14 protein-coding genes are annotated in these 20,095 nt (G+C 53.3%); 11 read left to right on the top strand and 3 right to left on the bottom strand.

Features of this window, described 5'->3' with window-relative positions; genetic code table 11:
* Nucleotides 1–280 precede the first annotated feature (280 nt).
* Entirely contained in the window at nucleotides 281–754 is a 474-nt protein-coding gene (locus tag OUO13_RS14760; RefSeq protein ID WP_283174665.1) for a hypothetical protein, read from the top strand.
* A 37-nt stretch (nucleotides 755–791) separates the two neighbouring features.
* On the opposite strand, the gene OUO13_RS14755 is transcribed toward OUO13_RS14760, so the two are convergent.
* Nucleotides 792–1,406: a uracil-DNA glycosylase family protein gene (locus OUO13_RS14755; RefSeq protein WP_283174664.1), complete on the bottom strand. Its 615-nt coding sequence runs from the start codon at nucleotides 1,404–1,406 to the stop codon at nucleotides 792–794.
* Nucleotides 1,407–1,527: 121 nt separating this feature from the next.
* Here OUO13_RS14755 and aspS point away from each other — a divergent pair, with 121 nt between their 5' ends.
* From aspS to OUO13_RS14715, 8 genes are all read left to right on the top strand, one after another.
* The gene (gene aspS, locus OUO13_RS14750; RefSeq protein WP_283174663.1) at nucleotides 1,528–3,300 is read left to right on the top strand and encodes an aspartate--tRNA ligase; all 1,773 of its coding nucleotides are present in this window, start codon (nucleotides 1,528–1,530) and stop codon (nucleotides 3,298–3,300) included.
* 240 nt (nucleotides 3,301–3,540) lie between these two features.
* Complete coding sequence (locus OUO13_RS14745; protein WP_283174662.1) at nucleotides 3,541–4,173, top strand: methyltransferase domain-containing protein; 633 nt, start codon at nucleotides 3,541–3,543, stop codon at nucleotides 4,171–4,173.
* The gene (locus OUO13_RS14740; protein ID WP_283174661.1) at nucleotides 4,173–6,749 is read left to right on the top strand and encodes a polysaccharide pyruvyl transferase family protein; all 2,577 of its coding nucleotides are present in this window, start codon (nucleotides 4,173–4,175) and stop codon (nucleotides 6,747–6,749) included. The genes OUO13_RS14745 and OUO13_RS14740 overlap by 1 nt, the downstream gene beginning before the upstream one ends.
* A gap of 475 nt (nucleotides 6,750–7,224) precedes the next feature.
* Complete coding sequence (locus tag OUO13_RS14735; RefSeq protein WP_283174660.1) at nucleotides 7,225–8,067, top strand: CLCA_X family protein; 843 nt, start codon at nucleotides 7,225–7,227, stop codon at nucleotides 8,065–8,067.
* 235 nt (nucleotides 8,068–8,302) lie between these two features.
* A complete protein-coding gene (locus OUO13_RS14730; RefSeq protein ID WP_283174659.1) occupies nucleotides 8,303–9,682 on the top strand; it encodes a PKD domain-containing protein in 1,380 nt (459 codons plus the stop codon).
* Nucleotides 9,679–10,194, top strand: a complete 516-nt coding sequence (locus OUO13_RS14725) for an Lcl C-terminal domain-containing protein (protein WP_283174658.1) — start codon at nucleotides 9,679–9,681, stop codon at nucleotides 10,192–10,194. Before OUO13_RS14730 ends, OUO13_RS14725 begins: the two co-directional genes overlap by 4 nt.
* A gap of 26 nt (nucleotides 10,195–10,220) precedes the next feature.
* Nucleotides 10,221–11,993, top strand: coding sequence for an Lcl C-terminal domain-containing protein (locus tag OUO13_RS14720; RefSeq protein ID WP_283174657.1), 1,773 nt, complete (start codon nucleotides 10,221–10,223; stop codon nucleotides 11,991–11,993).
* A complete protein-coding gene (locus tag OUO13_RS14715; RefSeq protein WP_283174656.1) occupies nucleotides 11,990–12,514 on the top strand; it encodes an Lcl C-terminal domain-containing protein in 525 nt (174 codons plus the stop codon). The genes OUO13_RS14720 and OUO13_RS14715 overlap by 4 nt, the downstream gene beginning before the upstream one ends.
* A 107-nt stretch (nucleotides 12,515–12,621) precedes the next feature.
* On the opposite strand, the gene acnB is transcribed toward OUO13_RS14715, so the two are convergent.
* Entirely contained in the window at nucleotides 12,622–15,225 is a 2,604-nt protein-coding gene (gene acnB / locus OUO13_RS14710; protein WP_283174655.1) for a bifunctional aconitate hydratase 2/2-methylisocitrate dehydratase, read from the bottom strand.
* 384 nt (nucleotides 15,226–15,609) lie between these two features.
* Between acnB and pdxB the strand changes: the two genes are divergently transcribed.
* Entirely contained in the window at nucleotides 15,610–16,752 is a 1,143-nt protein-coding gene (gene pdxB, locus OUO13_RS14705) for a 4-phosphoerythronate dehydrogenase PdxB (RefSeq protein ID WP_283174654.1), read from the top strand.
* A gap of 422 nt (nucleotides 16,753–17,174) precedes the next feature.
* On the opposite strand, the gene OUO13_RS14700 is transcribed toward pdxB, so the two are convergent.
* Nucleotides 17,175–18,788, bottom strand: a complete 1,614-nt coding sequence (locus tag OUO13_RS14700) for an OpgD/OpgG family glucan biosynthesis protein (RefSeq protein ID WP_283174653.1) — start codon at nucleotides 18,786–18,788, stop codon at nucleotides 17,175–17,177.
* Nucleotides 18,789–19,057: 269 nt separating this feature from the next.
* Here OUO13_RS14700 and OUO13_RS14695 point away from each other — a divergent pair, with 269 nt between their 5' ends.
* The gene (locus OUO13_RS14695; RefSeq protein ID WP_283174652.1) at nucleotides 19,058–20,092 is read left to right on the top strand and encodes a hypothetical protein; all 1,035 of its coding nucleotides are present in this window, start codon (nucleotides 19,058–19,060) and stop codon (nucleotides 20,090–20,092) included.
* The last annotated feature ends 3 nt before the right edge of the window (nucleotides 20,093–20,095 follow it).

The raw sequence follows: 20,095 nt of genomic DNA, 5'->3' as shown, positions 1-20,095 counted from the left end.
GTACAGGTGGCCAGCGGGCCACAGCTGCTTGCCGGTCCTTAGGGGCCGGCTTTTTTATGAGCGCTCGTCAGGTGCTGATCTGTCGGTCGGCAGGTAGACCGGTTTCTGGTGCGACAGCAGCTGTCGGCCAAAACGACGGCTGCCACATCGTATGATGCAGCTGGTCGGAAGTTTTGGCCAAAATGGCCCAATCGGTCGGATGTTATTTTGAAAAGTAGTGGTGGGCAGGTTAGTTTTGTATCCGGATGTAACCACGATGTGGGATCAACGGAGTGATGATATGCGCAGGAATCCGCAGCTGCTGTTGGCAGCGTTTTTGAATTTGCTGGTGGCGTTTGGTCACCTGCTGGTCATTGTGATGGGGGCTGAGGCCTATCGCCTGGCAGGTGCTGGTGATGAGCTGGCCAATATGGCGGCGGCAGGGAGTTGGTATCCTGCTGTCCTGACCAGCTGCATTATGTCGGTGTTTCTGATCTGGGCGCTTTATGCGTTTTCCGGAGCAGGTGTCGTAAAGCCGTTGCCTGGTTTGCAACTGGTGCTGCTGTTTATCACGGCGGTGTATTGCCTCCGAGGGGTAATCGGGATCTTGCTGCTGTTGATGGCGGTTCCTGATCTGCCCTGGTCACCGGTATTTCTGCTGGTGTCCTCCACCATTTGTCTGGTGATTGGTCTGGTGCATCTGGCAGGGCTTCGGCGTGGCTGGGGCAAGTTTCAGCCTGTGGGGATCATCGGTTCTTCCTTGTCTCACTATTAGTTGCTTCACTCGGGCGTTCTTGTTTTCGGCGTAAACGCTATCGCTCTTGCTGTGAGCGGTTGGCCATGGCGTGCAGTCGCAGGCGGAGCGCTGGAATAACCTCGGTCTCAAACCAGCTGTGTTTTTTCAGCCAGATCTGATTGCGTGGCGACGGATGTGGCAGTACAAAAAACGGTTCTGGCACTTCCTGCCAATGCTGAACCCGTTCGGTGAGGGTTCGGTAAGACTCACGGAAATCGTCCGGAAGATAACGATTCTGGGCGTATTGGCCAATCAACAGTGTCAGCTGAATATTGGGCAGATGCTCCAGAATCGGCTGATGCCAGCACGGCGCGCACTCAGGTCGTGGTGGCAGGTCACCACTTTTACCTTTGCCCGGATAACAGAAGCCCATCGGCATGATGGCGACTTCCTCTTCGTTGTAAAACTGCTCAGCTGACAGGTTCAGCCACTGACGCAGCCGCACCCCGCTCGGGTCATCCCACGGAATGCCGCTGGCCTGAACGCGAGTGCCGGGCGCCTGACCTATAATCAGCAACCGTGCCGACGAGCCGACCTTGATCACCGGTCGCGGTGGATTTGGCAGGTACTCTTTGCACTGTTGACATTGGCGGATCTCATCAAGCAGGTCGGATAACGGAATCTTGCGCATGTACAGGACTGTCGGCTGCTGTTTATTTCGTTATAATGCCTGCCTTTTTGTATTTGTACGCCGCCCTCAGGCAAGCTCGTGAGGCGAGGGCGAGACACTCATTGTGAAGCAGGACTCCAGGATGCGCACACACTATTGTGGTGATATTAACGAAACTCTGATCGACCAAACCGTAACCTTCTGTGGTTGGGTTCACCGTCGTCGTGACCACGGCGGCGTGATTTTCCTCGACGTACGTGACCGTGAAGGTCTGGTACAGGTTGTGTTCGATCCGGATACCGCCGAAGCATTTGCTACTGCTGACAGCGTGCGTTCCGAATACGTTCTGCAGATCACTGGTCGCGTTCGCGCCCGTCCGGCTGGCACCACCAATGCCAACATGAAGACCGGTATGATCGAAATCCTGGGCAAGGAAATTGCCATCCTGAACAAGGCTCAGACGCCTCCGTTCCCACTGGATAACTATGCCGACGTGGGCGAAGAAGTTCGTCTGAAGTACCGCTACATGGACATGCGTCGTCCAGAAATGCAGAACAAACTGCGTTTCCGTTCCAAAGTGACTTCTATTGTTCGTCGTTACCTGGAAGCAAACGGTTTCTGGGACTTCGAAACCCCTATCCTGACTCGTGCTACTCCGGAAGGCGCACGTGACTACCTGGTGCCAAGCCGTACTCACGAAGGTACTTTCTTCGCACTGCCGCAGTCTCCACAGCTGTTCAAGCAGCTGCTGATGGTGTCTGGTTTCGACCGTTACTACCAGATCGCCAAGTGCTTCCGTGACGAAGACCTGCGTGCTGACCGTCAGCCAGAATTCACCCAGATCGACATCGAAGCGTCTTTCATCAACGAAGACGACATCATGGGTCTGGCTCAGGGCATGATCAAAGAGATCTTCCAGCAAGAGCTGGGTGTGGATCTGGGCGACTTCCCACGTATGCCGTTCTCTGAAGCGATGAACAAGTACGGTTCCGACAAGCCGGATATGCGTATCCCGATGGAAATCGTGGATGTTGCTGAATTCCTGCAAGAGATCGAATTCAAGGTATTTGCGGGTCCTGCCAAGGATCCAAAAGGCCGCGTTGCTGCCCTGAAAGTACCGGGTGGTGCGCAGCTGAGCCGTAGCCAGATCGATGACTACACCAAGTTCGTTGGCATCTACGGTGCCAAGGGGCTGGCCTGGATCAAGGTTAACGAGATCGAAAAAGGCGTTGAAGGCCTGCAGTCTCCGATCATCAAGTTCATCGGCGACGACAACACCATGAAGATCATGGCCAAAGTCGGCGCCCAGAACGGTGATATCGTGTTCTTCGGCGCTGACCGCTACAAAGTGGTGTGTGAAGCGCTGGGTGCCCTGCGTTGCAAGATCGCAGCTGATCTGAACATGTACACTGCTCCATGGGCTGCCCTGTGGGTTGTGGACTTCCCGATGTTCGAAGAGAACGACGATGGTTCCCTGTCTGCACTGCACCACCCATTCACTGCACCAAGCTGCACTCCGGAAGAAATGGCGGCCAACCCGACTGCTGCTCTGTCCCGTGCTTACGACATGGTACTGAACGGCACCGAACTGGGTGGCGGTTCTATCCGTATCCACGATCAGGACATGCAAGCCAAGGTGTTCGACGTGCTGGGTATCAGCAAGGAAGAACAGGAAGAGAAATTCGGCTTCCTGCTCGACGCTCTGAAGTTTGGTGCACCACCACACGGTGGTCTGGCATTTGGTCTGGACCGTCTGATCATGCTGCTGACTGGTGCTACCTCTATTCGTGAAGTAATTGCCTTCCCGAAAACCCAGTCTGCTGCTTGTGTGATGACCCAGGCTCCAGGCGAAGTCAGCAACGCCCAGCTGCGTGAATTGCACATTCGTCTGCGTGAGAAAGCCAAGACTGAATAATCCGGTCTGGTGTTGATCACCGGCTGCTGCGGCAGTAGCGGCCAATAAAAAACGGGAGCTTCGGCTCCCGTTTTGCTTTGCTGTGTTCGATTCGGTCTATTCTGAAGGTTGCGTGATCTCAAGGATGCTGCTTGTGTTCTGTGCATTCATTGTCTGGAATCGATGTATAGTATTGCCAAGCAGTTGATTGTCGGGTTTTGTCTGATAATGTAGGCTTTGCACGTTTCTGTAGGAGGCGATGTGATCGAAGGTCAGGGAAATGAAAGATGTTCTTTGAAATATCTTGGTGTCGAGTCTGATTACGAGTCGGAGATATGTCGGATATCCAGGCTTATATTGGAAAAGAAAACAGATACTGAGCGTTGGCAGAAGCAGCAGTCCGTGTGGCATAAATGGGAGGTGCGCACGCGGCGAATTGGAAAAATGATCCCGGGAGGGTGTAGTGTTCTGGATTTGGGGTGTGGTGATCGCAAGCTTAAAGAATTTATCCCGGAGGATTGCACCTATACGGGTGCTGACCTGGTAGCTCGAACTGACGACACACTTTTTCTGGAAATCAATGACGACATTTGGCCTGATGGACAGTGGGATGTCGTTGTCGCTGCAGGTGTGCTTGAGTATGTGTATGATGTAAAACGCTTCTTTGAGCGTGTAAGGCAGCGTTCAGGTCGTCTGATATTTACTTATCATGTTGACAATGTATCTGGAGATGTTGCAAGGCTGAAACGGCTTGAGAGTGGCTGGCTATCGGATTTTCGTTTTTCTGAGCTGGTTATTTGCTGGGAAAGTAGCGGATGGAATGTTGCTTCTGTGACTGGATTGGCGAAAAAAGAAATTTTTAGACAATATATTTTCGAATTGGAAAGTGTTTAATGTTGAAGGAAACAGGCGTGCAGGAAAATTTCAGACTTTTTGATGTTGCAGAGTTACTGCCACAGAAATGGCGGAAGTATGCGGGTGTATCAGGTAGTGAGAATGTTCGGATTTTTAATCCAACACTCATCAAACGGTCTCACGGTTACTCGATGTGTTATCGAGTGGTGCTGGAGCGCCCTATCGGTGGTCATATGCTGCACTATGACACTCAGGGTGTTCGGGAAAATGTTCCATTTGCGTCGACAATTGTAAAAAAGGATTTTATGAATGCCTTGTCTGTTCGGTGGAGACGAACAGACAGAACGGAGACTGTGCGATGGCTGGCTACTTGTAAGCTGACGTCTGATTTTTCTGTGATACCTGATTCAGTAACTCCGCTTTCAAGTCTTATCCGTTTTGCACAATTTGATAATGCCGCTGTTGACCTGGGGGTCGATGAGAGCGTATCTGGACGAGTGTGCCATACGGATGGTTGGGCACTTGATGGGTTTGATAGTGTTCTGACTGCATCAGGCCTCAATGATCGCGCGCTTAGCTGGCATGCTGATCCTCGTTATTATGAGCTGCAAGGTCGTTTATATGTAACATGGAATGATGGTGGTAATAAACCGACAAATCATCAGTTTATGCTGGAAATGAATGATGATGGTATTACAGCCAAGGGCAAGGCTCGAGAAATTGTTGCAGAAGAACGCCGTTCAATTGAAAAAAATTGGGCATTTGTTGATTCTGGCGATGAAGTCTATTGTGTTTATTCGGTAGATCCTCATCATTTGATGTATGTCGATCTTTCTGATGAAAGCGTGGTGAAATGCTCTGGTGTGATTATCAGCAAATGGAATAACGCCTATGCAAGTTACTATGGCGTTCTTCGTGGTGGTGCGCAGCCGTTGCTACAGTCAGATGGTACTTTTTTATCGCTTGTTCACTCCAGTTATAAAATGCTGGAAGGACGAGTATATGCTGCTGCTGTTTACAGCTTTGATGCGAACCCTCCATTCTCCATGGTGCGTGCCCCTGAAATACCGTTGCGGCTGCCTAATCCATTGGGGCAAGAGCTCGATCATGAAAAGCTTAATTCAGATATAGCTGAAGTTGTGTATCCATGTGGTGTGGTACAGGAAGGCGGCTCGCTGGTCATATCATACGGAATCAATGATGAGCGTTGTGCTATTGCCATGGTTTCGCTTGAAGATGCCTTGGCGACTCAGACTCCTGTAACATCCCGATTGGTAACCAATATTTCCGAAAATGGCGAGGCATTCGATCTGGGAGAGCTACCAGTTGGTCGTATTGCTGGTACTGTACCTTTATTCTGGTGGGATGCTTCAGGGAAGAAATTCGATGGTTCCTATGGTGAGCGTCGCTTCCAGATAGGGAACTTTGGAGACATTGCTTCGAAGGATATTGCTGAGGCTCTTTCTTCTCTGAATATGAGGCAGCCGCATCCGGCTGAGCGTAAGCTGGTTTCTATTGGTTCGGTGCTTCATACCGCAGGTGATGGTGATATTATCTGGGGTACGGGTATGAAGGGTACCGTTCGTCGTCTTGATCCGTCTGTTAAAAACCTTGACATATATGCTGTTCGTGGGCCTCTGACGCTCAACTTCTTACGTGAGTCTGGTTTTGATGTCTCAAAAGTGTCTGAATTGTTTGATCCAGGCTGTCTGATAGGCACTTTGTACAATGCTAATATTCAAGCGGTTGGCCAAAAATCAAATGACCGATACGGAAATATTCGCATTATTCCTCATTTCCGTGATGACCTTTTCTTCCGTCGATCTTATCCGGAGTTAAAACGCCACTTTGTGAGTGTTGACACCGATACAGTAGGAATGCTTGAGGCATTTGCTGGTGCTGAAGCAGTGTATTCCAGTTCGTTGCATGGAATTATATTTGCAGAAAGTATGGGGATTCCAGCTTATTGGTTGGCTTCGCCAGGCGGTGAGGATGGGTTTAAATTTTACGATTATTATTACGGCACTGGTCGTTATCAGGTGAAGTGTTATCAAAATATCAGAGATGCCTTCAAAGCTGCTCCTATGCCTTTGCCAAAACTTGCTCCTGAGTCCTATATTGCGACCTTTCCACTAGAGGCTGTGCAGGCGCTTTCTTCTCGTGGCCTCGCGGTAGGCTCTACAGTGGTATTTGGGCGCGGACATGAAGCTGACGTAGCGAAATCAATTGAACGATCTCATGAGGGGATGTTCGGTTCTAATGTTTTGTGGCAAACCGAAGTTTCAGGTGCTTACAAGGCTCTTGTTCGGGGTGAAGTTGGTCAAAAGTGCAAGTTGTCTTTAACTCTTAGACCATTCGCAACGGGAGGCAAGGATAAGGACAGGCCTGTCGTTGTTCGTTTTAATGATGGCCGCAAGGTTGAATTCTGTTGGCATGATTCTGAGTCAAATGACAATACTATTTCAATTCCATTGGTTCTTGATGCCTCTGAGATGGAGATTGGTTTTGTGATAGATGCGCCGGTTCGGTCTATACCGTTCCGTGTTTCTCCTGATTCAGATCTTGTTCGTATTGCTGTTGGTCTGGTTGAAATGTCAATCCGCTTGTTATCCTGACAGTAATTGCGAGAAACGGGAGCTTCGGCTCCCGTTTTTATTTCTGTATCTCTGTATTTCTGTGTTGTTGATCCAAATAGTAAAAAACGGTTTATTCAAGAGCGGAGATGCGGACAATAATCTAGGGACACTCTGAATAACTCTGCACAGCGCTCGGCTCCGCCCTACCAGTCGTGTGCGAGTGCTGCAGTGTGTGTGAGCAAGGTGACGAACGTAGCGAAATGACGAACAACCTGGCTGGGTCCTTTTCAAGTCGGGCCGCGCAGGTTCGTCAACACCGCTCAAACGCGCTGCAGCCCGCGCCCTTCGGGGCTTTCGGGATGGTGATGGCTTTGTGTTGCAGGTTTTGACATAGCCTCAGTATTTAGTAAGAGGGTCATCAAATCGGCTTCGGGATTCATCACCATCCCGATAAGCCAGAGCGGGCACCGGGTTATTCAGAGGGTCCATTGGTCATTTCAGGGTGTCAAAACTCATGTCAGATCATTCAAATACGTCTGTAACGACTTCCGTCAGGGAGTATCGGCGTCGTGGGCCGGATCATCGCCTGTTGTTGGGTGGGGTGATTCCGGATTTTCTGACGATTCGGCAATGGTTTGATTTTCAGGGAGTGGCGATTGGACGCTGGGTGACGGTGGCTGAGCAGGAGCGGGCGGCTGGGTACTTCTATGATGCTCTGAGTGATCTGGTACAGATTCTGGCGGGGCGGCGTTTGCAGCCAACGGAACAGATTTACCTGGGGCGAGTGTTGATTTCGTTGCGGGGTAGCCTCGGGCTGAAGTATGGAACGGGTGGCAGGCCGGGAGCGGCAGCCCATTACGAACCGGCACGCCGGACGTTTGCGCTGGCTAAAAATGCTGGGCCTGGCAGTATTGCCCATGAATGGTTTCATGCGTTTGATCATTTCATCGCTGATAAGGCCTTTGCGCGCGAGCCGGATTTGTCTCTGGCGTCGTCGTTGTGGTCGTCGCAACCCATGTTGGAGCATCCCCTTAATCGCTTGTTGTCCGATTGCTATCGGACGGTGTTGTTGGCGCCAGATGGCAAGGCCAGTGAGCTGGCACAGCGTAGCCAGATGGTGGATCAGGTCATGGGCAGTTTCTATTTCAGCAGACCAGAGGAATTGGTGGCGCGCAGTTTTGAGGCTTTTATTCAAGACTCATCGATTCATAACGAATTTTTGGTAAAAGGCACCCGCCAGTCTGAAGATGCCCGTATGGGGCTCTATCCCAAGGATGAACAGCGCTCAAAAATCAACTCGGCATTTCAGAGTTACTTCTCCAGCCTGTCGAGTGAATTGTTGCAGCGAGCGGGGTGAGTTCGTGGCTGATGTATGCAGCGATATGGAGAGAATGCTGGATTGCGCTAAGGTAAAAGAATATTGATTGACAATGTTCTGGTCTGTCTGTGATTCCAGCATCGGTTTTTGAGGGTGTTTGTCAGCAGGGTGAAAAATCTCGAAAGACAGGGGTCATTTGCAACTGTTTTTCTTATCATGATAAATAACACATGATGCGACGGCATCGGAATTGATTCATTAGCAAGGGGATAACATGACGCTGGATTGCCCGTGGTGGCTGCCAGGAGTGGTTGCGATTGCTCTGGCCGGCTGTGGAGGAGCAGGGACAACATCCAATGAGAAACCCAGTGTATCCATTTCGGTGTCGGCGACGTCACCACTCACGGCCGGAGCGACGATTCGCCTGACGGCTTCAGCACTGGACGTCGATGGGACGATCAGCAGCTATCAGTGGACCCAGATATCTGGAACCAGTGTTGAGTTGTCGTCGGCAACGATTGCGGCGCCAACCTTCGTTGCACCTGTGGGGGTGTCGGCCCAGAGTCTGGTATTTAATGTGGTGGTGACCGATAACGATGGTGCAACAGGTTCTACCAGTGTATCGATGTCGGTAGCCGCTGGTGTCGCAGCACCGGTCAATTTCTGGATGCGTAATGTCGGCACCAATGCAGTGACCAATTGGGATGCCGTGGATCATGCGTCGACCTACAACCTCTATATGGCGACGGAGTCGTTTGCCTCGCTCAGCAGTTTATCCTCCTATGCAACGCTAACCGATGGTTATCTGTTTCCTGATATCACCTCCGCGCCTGCTACTCCCTATCAACTGACGGGTCTTGAAACCGGTACCCGATACTATTTTGTGGTGACGGCGGTTTGCTCGGCAGCTGTTTGTGGGACGCGCACCGAAAGTGTTGCTTCAACCGAGATTACCCGTCTGATTGGCCAGACCTTTCCGTTTACTCAAGCGCTTCAGGATACAACGCTCGAAACCTGTATCGGCACGGATGGTGAGTGGACTGACTGTCCGGCCGACGGATTGAGTGGTCAGGATGCCCAATACGGTCGTACTGCTGGAGCCTTGGCGGGAACTCTGTCAAAAACCGGCTCTGGTGTGGCGGCCATGGATTTCACGCTGCTGGATGAGGACGGCAATGCCGTGACCGACAGAAGTGCTGCGCATTGCCTGAAGGACAATCACAGCGGGCTGATCTGGGAGCTCAAAAACGCTGACGATATTGTCCGCACAGACGGTAATCGCTTCAGCTGGTACAGCGCAGTGGCAACCACGAATGGTGGTCAGGCGGGTCTGTATTACGGCTCGGAATGCAGTGGTGATGTGTGTAATACGGCATCCTACAACAACTATCTGGATGGTCTTGCCTTGTGTGGTCGAACCGACTGGCGGTTGCCAACGGTGGCAGAATTGCGGGGTGTCAGTGATGTGGGGGGCTTGTGTGATGAAGACGATGCGTGTCTGTACGACACACATGCCTGGTACTGGAGTGCCGATAGCTGGGCAGGGGATGCAACCCAGGCCTGGATTGTGAGTCTGGATGGGCGTCCCGATACTCCGTACAGCAAGGAGTTGCCGCGTCAGGTCATGATGGTCAGTGATGGAGGCAGCCAATGAAAACGGCATGCGCAGGGTGGTTGATCGTCTTGGCGGCGCTGGTTGTGCAGCCGGTAATGGCACAAACCTGTAGCAGTACCCTCGTGAAGACCACGGGTAGTGAACGCTTTCGCAGTCAGAAAGACGGCAGTATTTATGACCTGCAAACCGGTCTGTTGTGGTCGGCGTGCAGTTATGGCCAGACCTGGAAATCTGGCGTTTGCTCGGGGTCGCCTGTGGCGGTGGACCTTACCGGTGCACTGCTGGCGGTCACTGACTTGACGCTGGCGGGTTATCAGGGTTGGCGTGTTCCGAATATCAATGAGTTGCAGAGTCTGGTTGAGTGGTCCTGCGTGGGGCCTGCCGCTGACCTTGCCTATTTTCCTGATATTCGTAATAACCATTACCTGAGCAGCAGTGCCAGGGATGTGGATGGTGCACCGGTTATTCAGGTGCTGGATTTTTATAGTGGCCGGGTACGAGATGCCTTGTACGACACCAGTTATCTGTTGCTTGTGCGTGATATGCGCTGATAACCGGAATACGGAGAGACCTTTATATGCAGATTGCGGGGAAACGGTTGTGGCCATGGTTGGTGGTGGCGCTGGTATTGTCGGGGTGTGGCGGCACCAGTTCGGCAACGCCAGTGAGTTCTGGTTCTGATTCGGGGACTGATACCGGAACCGATGACTCGACAGATGATGACGATACCAGTTCCAGTACCAATGTGGCCCCTGTGGCCAATGCTGGGCGGGACCAGTCGGCGGTGGCGGGTACCACTCTGTATTTGCCGGGGAGTGGGCTTGATTCGGATGGCACCATCGTCAGTTACGAGTGGCAGCAGCTGGATGGTACGGCTGCGGTGATTAATAACGCCACGGCTGCAACCACGACGGTTGTGCTGCCGGATGTGACAGCGTCCGAAGTGCTGGTGTTTGCTCTGACGGTTACCGATAACAACGGTGCTACCGATACTGATACCGTGAACATCACGCTTTATATTTCCGAAGACTCGGCATCCAACGTCAAGCCGGTCGCCAATGCCGGTTCTGACCAGGTGGCCACCTCCGGAGATACCGTTACCCTTACCGGTTCAGGCAGTGATTACGATGGAGTAGTGTTGTCGTATGCCTGGCAGCAAGTGAGTGGCACCTCGGTTACTCTGACTGATAAGACATCCTCAACGCTTGTGTTTGCTGCGCCAACGGTTACCTCGCAGGAAACGCTGGTATTTGCTCTGGTGGTCACCGACGACGGCGGTGCAACCGATGCTGATACGGTTAACGTCAGGGTTTACCCGGAAATGGCTGCGCCGGCTAATCTGGCGGTGACCACCAGCCTGGCAGGATTCACTTTGAGTTGGGATGCCGTCACCGGTGCCGACAGTTACAACGTCTATTACGCCGCTGAGAGTTTTGGCAGTCCGGTTGATGTTGATAACTACGCCAGTCTGGTTGCAGGGCATATGGTGACGGGGGTTGCCGATAATGAGTATGTGCTGGCATCACCTGACTCCATTACTACCTATTACTTTGCAGTAACGGCGGTGCGTGACTCGGACGAGAGTGATGCCAGCAGTGAGGTGCATGCCACCAGTGTGGTGACGGTTACCATCGGTGCGACCGGACTTCTGAATGACACTGGTCTGGATACCTGCTCCAACCTGTCTGCGGGGGGTAATGATTGCCCTGAGAGTGGTTATTCCGGCCAGGACGGTGATTATGGTCGTGATGCCAGTGCCCTTGCAGGAAATCTGGCCAAGAGTGGTGCCGGTGCGGCTGGCTTTGATTTCATCAAGATGGATGCTGATGGCACGATTCTTGATGCAACCGCTGACGACTGGAGTTGTGTGTTTGATGTGCACACCGGTCTGGTCTGGGAAGTAAAGTCTGCATCGTCCAGCAGTGCTTACAGCGCTGCCTCCACCTTTACCTGGTACAGCACGGATACCTCAATCAATGGCGGTAACTCCGGTACATCGGCGGCGTCAAAATCAGCCGATGCTGGCAGTTGTTCCATTGGTACGGATGTTATTTGTCAGACCGCAAACTACGTCAGTTACGTGAACGAACAGGAGTTGTGTGGATTGACCAGCTGGCGCTTGCCAACCACACGCGAGTTGAGCGGGATTGTGAATCATGGGGCCGAAGCGCCATCCATCGACGACGATTACTTCCCGAATACCGTCTACAACAAGAGTTACTGGACCCGTGAGACGGGAGCATCCGGTGCCTGGTCGGCCTGGTCGGTGAGTTTTAATACAGGGACGGCAGCAACCGAAGCGAAAAGTGTTGCGCGTCCGGTGCGTCTGGTAGCGGGAGAACAGGAATGATGGGCAAATCCTTGCTGATGCTGGCACTTGTATGGCCGATGCTGGCGAATGCCGCTGACACCATGACCCAGTCATGTCTGGATGGGGTAACGCTGATCAATCCGACCAGCTCGTTTACCGATAATGGTAACGGTTCGGTTACCAGCAAAGTGACCGGCTTGACCTGGCGCCAGTGTCCACTCGGTCAGACCTGGAGTGGTTCTGCTTGTACCGGTGATGCGTCATACGGTAATTGGGAATCGGCGCTGGAGGATGCCGAAGCGTTGAGCTTTGCCGGTTATTCTGATTGGCGTTTGCCAAACATTAACGAGTTGCGGAGTCTGGTCGAGCGCGCGTGTGCTACACCATCCATCAATGCCTCGTTGTTTCCGTTGACCTACTCGGCTACCGGTTTCTGGTCGTCAACATCGTCTTTTTCTGATGCGGGTCAGGTGCGGGTACTCGATTTCACCGCCGGGGCTGAAAGTCTGGTGGGCAAGTCGGAATACAAGGTCGTGTACGTGGTGCGCGGCGGCAACTGAGTATTGTCAGGGCCTCTGAATTCCAGACATAAAAAAACCGGCCTTGGCCGGTTTTTTTATGCTTGTTGGCAAGTGGTGTTGGCCTCCGGGGAGGGAGGCCTCAGCCATTACTTGTCAGAAGCGATCAGGGCAGTAGCTGCTTTCTTGGTGTACTGATCCATCTTGTCGAAGTTCAGGTACTTGTAAACGTCAGCAGACATGCTGTCCAGCTTGTTGGCGTATTCCATGTATTCTGCGGTAGTTGGCAGTTTGCCCAGGATGGCGCCTACAGAAGCCAGTTCCGCAGAGGTCAGGTACACGTTGGCACCATCGCCCAGACGGTTCGGGAAGTTACGGGTAGAGGTGGACAGAACGGTAGTACCGGCCTGAACACGTGCCTGGTTACCCATGCACAGGGAGCAGCCTGGCATCTCGGTGCGAACACCGGAAGTGCCGTAGATATTGAAGTAACCTTCTTCCATCAGCTGAGCCTCGTCCATCTTGGTTGGAGGAGACATCCAGAAACGGGTAGACAGACCACCTTTGTGCTGGGACAGCAGTTTACCAGCAGCACGGAAGTGACCGATGTTGGTCATGCAAGAACCAACGAATACTTCGTCTACTTTAACGCCAGCAACGTCAGACAGGGTCTTGGCATCGTCCGGGTCGTTAGGGCAGCAAACGATTGGCTCTTTGATCTCGTCCAGGTTGATTTCGATCACGTGAGCGTATTCAGCGTCAGCGTCTGCACGCATCAGTGCTGGGTTGGCCAGCCACTCTTCCATCGCCTTGGCGCGACGTTCCAGAGTACGTGGATCGCCGTAACCTTCAGCAATCATCCAGCGCAGCATTACGATGTTGGACTTCAGGTACTCAGCCACTGACTCTTCAGACAGGGTTACAGTACAGCCAGCAGCGGAACGCTCAGCAGAAGCGTCAGACAGTTCGAACGCTTGTTCTACAGTCAGTTGCTCCAGACCTTCGATCTCCAGGATACGACCGGAGAATTCGTTGATCTTGCCTTTCTTCTCAACGGTCAGCAGGCCTTGCTTGATACCGTACAGAGGGATGGCATGAACCAGGTCGCGCAGGGTGATACCAGGCTGCATGGTACCGCTGAAGCGAACCAGTACAGACTCTGGCATGTCCAGAGGCATAACGCCGGTAGCAGCAGCGAATGCAACCAGACCGGAACCGGCTGGGAAGGAGATACCCATTGGGAAACGGGTGTGAGAGTCACCACCGGTACCAACAGTATCTGGCAGCAGCATACGGTTCAGCCAGGAGTGGATGATACCGTCGCCTGGACGCAGGGATACACCACCACGGGTCATGATGAAGTCAGGCAGAGAGTGCTGCATGGCAACGTCAACTGGCTTTGGATAAGCAGCAGTGTGACAGAAGGACTGCATTACCAGATCAGCAGAGAAGCCCAGACACGCCAGGTCTTTCAGTTCGTCACGGGTCATTGGACCAGTGGTGTCCTGAGAACCAACGGTGGTCATCTTCGGTTCACAGTAGGTGCCTGGACGGATGCCCTGACCTTCAGACAGACCGCACGCCTTGCCTACCATCTTCTGAGCCAGGGTGAAGCCCTTGCCGGTGTCGGCTGGATCCTGTGGCAGACGGAAGATGTCGGTGGCGCCCATGCCCAGAGCAGCGCGAGCCTTGGTGGTCAGACCACGACCGATGATCAGAGGGATACGACCGCCAGCCTGTACTTCGTCCAGAATTACATCGGACTTGAAGCCGAATTCGGAGATTACTTCACCGGCTTCGTTCAGGATTTTGCCTTCGTATGGACGGATTTCAATCACGTCGCCCATGTTCATTTTTTCTACTGGTGCTTCGAATACCAGAGCGCCAGCGTCTTCCATGGTGTTAAAGAAGATCGGAGCGACTTTGGAACCGATACATACACCGCCGCCGCGCTTGTTAGGCACACCAGGGATGTCGTCACCGAAGAACCACAGTACGGAGTTGGTGGCAGACTTACGGGAAGAGCCGGTACCAACCACGTCACCTACGAAAGCAACGGGCAGGCCTTTGGCCTTGATGGCTTCGATCTGGGCCATTGGGCCAGTCACGCCGTGTTCTTCAGGAGTCAGACCGTCACGGGTCATCTTGTAAGCGGCACGGGCGTGCAGCGGGATGTCTGGACGGGACCATGCATCCGGAGCTGGAGACAGGTCGTCAGTGTTGGTTTCACCAGTGACCTTGAATACGGTCATCTTGATGCTGTCAGCTACCTTGTTGCGCTTCAGGAACCATTCGGCGTTAGCCCAGGATTCCATAACGGCTTTGGCGACTGCGTTGCCAGCTTCCATCTTTTCTTTCACGTCGTTGAAAGAATCGAACATCAGCAGGGTATTTTTCAGTTCTTCGCCAGCCAGTTCGGCCAGCTCAGCGTCGTCCAGCAGGGCAACCAGAGTTTCGATGTTGTAACCGCCCTGCATCATGCCCAGCAGCTGAACAGCTTTCTGCTTGGAAACCAGCGGAGAGGAAGCTTCGCCTTTAACAACGGCGGTCAGGAAGCCGGCTTTAACGTAAGCAGCTTCGTCCACACCTGGAGGAATACGGTTTTCCAGCAGGTCAACCAGAGTTTCTTCTTCGCCAGCAGGTGGGTTTTTCAGCAGCTCAACCAGGGCGGCAGTTTGTTCGGCAGACAGCGGCTTTGGTGGAATACCAAGCGCTGCACGCTCGGCAACGTGAGCACGATAAGCTTCTAACACGGTTATATCCTCATCTCATAATATCGTCAGATTCGACCCTGCATCCCTTGTGAGGACGCCGACAATCTTTCGATGGTTGGTTTCCATTTGGAATTCAGGTGCGGAAGTATACCCGATAGGACTACTGCTTTTAATAAAGCCAAAGGTCTTAACCGGGTTACAGGTTGGTGTTTTCACCAATATCCGCCATTCATCGCAAAAATAGTGGTCTTGAGTCGTGCGATCTGATTGTTTTTGTTGGTTTTTTGCTCAAAAGCCCGGGTTTGCTCACCCCGGCCTTTGCGGGCGCCAATGTATCATAATGTAACGGGGAGCCTGCAATGATTGTCATGCCCGGCGCAGGTTGCCAAAATGCGGAATCTTTTGCTCTGAGAGCCCGATACTGTGCGAATATCAGCCGACGAAAATATCCCCCTTCTTACTTCTTTTTTCTCTGAATTTGGCCCGATCCGGCAATTTACGGGTCGCTCGGTTAATCGTGATGACCTGCTTGAGACTGACGTTTTGCTGGTTCGTTCGGTGACGCGTGTGGATGAAAATTTGCTGGCGGGAACGCCGGTGAAGTTTGTTGGGACGGCCACCATCGGGACCGATCATATTGATCTGGAATACCTGAAACGCGCCGGTATCGGATTTGCCAGTGCTCCGGGGTGTAACGCCCAGGCGGTGGTGGATTATGTGCTCAGCGCCTTGAGCGTGCTGGTGGATGCCCGTGATCAGCGCTTTGCTGATCTGGTGGTGGGGATTGTGGGTGTCGGCAATGTTGGTGCTTGTCTGCGTCGTCGCCTTGAAGAAATGGGTGTGAAAGTTCTGGCGGTTGACCCCTTCAAAACCGAAGCGGAAGTGGGTGAGCTCACCACCCTGGATGAAGTGTTGACGGCGGATGTCGTGACTCTGCACACGCCTCTGACAACCGAGGGTGATCACCCGACCTGGCATCTGATCAATGCCGAGCGTCTGGCGCAAATGAAGCCGGACGCCTGTCTGATCAATACCTGTCGTGGCCCTGTGGTGGATAACCAGGCGCTGAAATCCCATTTGGCGGCTTTGTCAGAATTTGAAGCAATTCTGGACGTCTGGGAAAACGAACCGGAGCTGGATCTCGAACTGATGCAGCGTTGTCTGATCGCCACACCCCACATTGCGGGGTACTCCCTTGATGGCAAAATGAACGGCACCGAGATCATCTACCGCGCCGTGTGTGAGTTCCTGGGTTTGCCTATTCGTCGCAAACTGGGGCAATTCCTGCCAGAGCCTGGCGTGAAGCGGGTCAACTTTACCGATCAGGTACCTGTGCATCAGGCCTTGCGCACGGCCATTCGTGCTGCATACGAAGTGCGCGTAGATGACGGCATGATGCGAACGGCTATGCGTCGCGCCAGTAGTCGCAAGGCAGCTTTTGATCAGCTGCGTCGCGACTATCCGTTGCGCCGCGATATTCCAACCATGCGCGTTGGGGTGCCAGCCAAGTGTCAGGATCTGCACGACGTGCTGGCGGCAGCCGGATTTGATGTGCGCACAAAGTAATGAGCTATATCGAAGTTATATATCTGAAATGAATTGCCTGAATAAGTCAGGGCATTGTTTTTAGCTTGATACTTTGGAAGTGGCTCTGGCTCCTGCTTCGCCTTACCTCCTGCATCCATGCAGTCGTGCGCGAGCGGTGCAATGCGTGTGAGCAAGGCGACTAACGCAGCGAAATGACGAACCTGTCCGGCCGAGTCCATTTCAAGTCGGGCCGCGCAGGTTCGTCAACACTGCTCAAATGCGCGGCAGCCCGCGCCTTTCGGGATGGCGATGACTCGGGTGTCGCCGGTTTTCGACGTAGCCCCCAAGAGTCAGCTGTGAGGGCTATCAAGTCGGCTTTGTGATTCATCATCCCGATAAGCCAGAGTGGGCACCGAGTGATTCAGAGGGCCCCGGGGGCGCTCTGTGTTGACCCGAACACCTTACAGGTGTCCAGGATTGTACAGCTGGCGGTCATCCACTGGTGGTGGAGTCCATTGATACATCCAGGTTTCGGTCAGCGGTTGGCCGTTGGATTCCAGATACACACGAATGTTGATCGGTTCTACGCTGTCGGCATCCGGTATTACGTCAAACATGGCACGGTAGCCCTGAATAGCGTGATTCGGGCGCGCGGAGGTGATTTCGACCTTACCGGAAGAAACGCTGATTACCGGTTTGATGTCGGCATTACCGCCGACCATTGGCAGCATGCCGCCTTCAAAGTCGATGGCAAAACGTTGGCTGTAGTACTGACGTTTCTGACCAACCACACCACCCAGACCGGTGAAGGTATCTTTTACATGAGCACGTTCTGGCACCACAGGAGGGATGCCACCCCAGTGCAGATTGTAGCTGAACAGCAGTTCCTGACCGGCTTCTACCGGATTGGCCGGGTTCCAGAAGGCAACGATGTTGTCGAAGGTTTCATCCAGAGTCGGGATTTCCACCAGCTGCACAGAGCCTTTGCCCCAGTTGCCCAGTGGCTCTACCCACAGACTTGGGCGGCGATCATAAAACACGCCGTCGTCCTGGTAGTGGTCGAAGTTGCGGTCACGTTGCAGCAGACCAAAACCACGAGGGTTCTCATCGCTGTAGGCGTTAAAACGCAGGTTGCGTGGGTTGGTCAGTGGGCGCCATATCCATTCGCCGGAACCGGTGAACATGGCCAGACCATCGGTGTCGTGGATTTCAGGGCGCCAGTCGTAACCGATACGACGATCGTTTTCACCGATCATGTACATGCTGGTCAGTGGTGCGACCCCCAGACGCTCTACCGACTTGCGTGGGTAAATTGCGGCATCAACGCGCATTTTCAGACGTTCGCCTGGCTGAATTTCAAAACGGTAGGCACCGGTTACGCTTGGAGAATCAAGCAGGGCGTAAACCACGGCAACATCACTGCCATCTTTCGGATCTTCGAGCCAGAAGTGGGTGAAGGTCGGGAATTCTTCAGGGCGGTTCATGGCTGTATCGACTGCCAAGCCACGAGCGGACTGGCCGTATTGCATTTCCGGGCCAACCGCGCGGAAGTAGCTGGCGCCGAGGAAAGCGACTACGTCACGGCTCCAGTCGGTGTGGAACTGCATACGGAAACCGGCAAAGCCCAGGTCTTTTGGCAAGTTTTTGCCTTTAACACCGGAGTCGCCGTAGCTGAACAGATCCGGGCTGTAGTTCATTGGCTGAACCTTGCCGTCTACCAGGCGGTCGATGGCAATCGGAGTGTCGAAGAACAGGCCGAGGTGGAACAGTTCAGCACGGAACAGGGATTCGTCTTTTTTCCAGAGCGCGTGGTCATGGTCGTAACGCAGCTGCTGGTAATTATCCCAGCTCAGACCTTGCAGGGCTTTTGGCAGCTCGCCTTTGTGGCTCACATACTCTTCAGTGGCCTGGTGGCGGGCGTAACCTTTCAGCCATGCGTAACTGAAGGCTTCACCAGCGTCTGGAGCGGCTTTGTCGGCAGCCATAACGGTCAGGCTGGCCAGTGACAGGGCCGTTGCGGTCAGCAGGGTGCCTACTGACTTGCAAAATGATTGTGCGGGGTTTTGAGAGCGCATTGCTCACCTCGAATCGGGAATTCAACCGGCGCATCCTAAGCCTTGTTTCGTAACAGTTAAATAGTTGCATTCATGAGAGTTTCTTAAATTCAGTGTGTAAAAAACTGTTTGAATATTCTCTGAGCAATCGGCGTTTGCTGACCGCCTGCTGGCAAATGCTTACGGGCAAGGCTTGCGATGGTTTTAATCGGCGTTAAGCTGCTGGCCCGGCTGAAAGACGTGCCGGATGTTCGTTAACAGGGGTGCAACGATTGAAGTCGATTTATGCAATGTCAGCTGTTCTGGCCGGGGCCAGTGTGGCGCTGGTGCCAGTGCAGGCAACCGAGCTGTACAGCCAGGTCAGTCTGATGTCGAGTTCTGAACCGGTGCCGGTGCTGGATATGGTGAATGGCTGGGATGGCCCCTTCCAGTCGGGTACATACGCGTATGCTGATGCCCGTGTCGCGGCGGGTTTCCGCTTTGGCGAACAGCAGCGCTGGAATGTCGAGTGGGAGCGGCGCTGGCATTATGACCTGACGTTTTCGGAAGGTATGTCGCGTTATTACCGGGCTCAGGAACAGGGCACGGATCTCGCCAATACCGAAAGTCTGAGCCTGGAAGCGCGCACACTGGAAGCGCAGGGGTTGCGCCTTGGTCGGGAATTCCGTCAGCGCGACTGGAGCATCACACCTGCACTGGCGGTTTATCGGGTGTCGCAATGGCAATTCGGTTCGCTTGATGGTGTAGCAGAAGGTGGTGCTTCGGATACCGCGTCGGCAGAGCTGGATTATCACTATGATCAGGACCGTATTCTGGAATACGGGGTAAACCCCGCTGCAGGCTGGGGGCTGAGTCTGGATCTGGTCGGTAGCTGGCAGATTGACCAAAACTGGTCTGCGGATGTGGCTCTGAAGGATATCCTCAATCGCTGGTATTTCGAGGATTCCGGTTACACCAATGCCTGTATCAACTTTAACAGCCCATCCGAGACGGTGTGCGCCAGTAGTGCTACAGCATCGGGCAAATCCGGTCAGGAGGTGTTTGTGGCCAGTTTGCGTCCGACCCTGATGGCCAACCTGGCTTATCAGCCATTAAACACGCGGATTGAGCTGTATCACCACGGTGAATTCACCCGTCTGAGGGCTGAGTATCGCTGGCGACCATTGGCTGAATTGCCGGAAATAGGTGTGGCCGCTTACAGCACGGCACAAATGGGGCTGGGCATTTATGGGCGTCACTGGAATCTGAGTCTGGCCAGTGATGATCTTCGTACCGGCTTTGCCCGCGACCTGCAGCTGCAGGCCGGGGCCAGTTGGCAGTGGTGATTC

Source organism: Parathalassolituus penaei, assembly GCF_026626885.1.
Classification (GTDB): domain Bacteria; phylum Pseudomonadota; class Gammaproteobacteria; order Pseudomonadales; family Oceanobacteraceae; genus Oceanobacter; species Oceanobacter penaei.
This window is presented reverse-complemented; position numbering and strand designations above follow the sequence as displayed.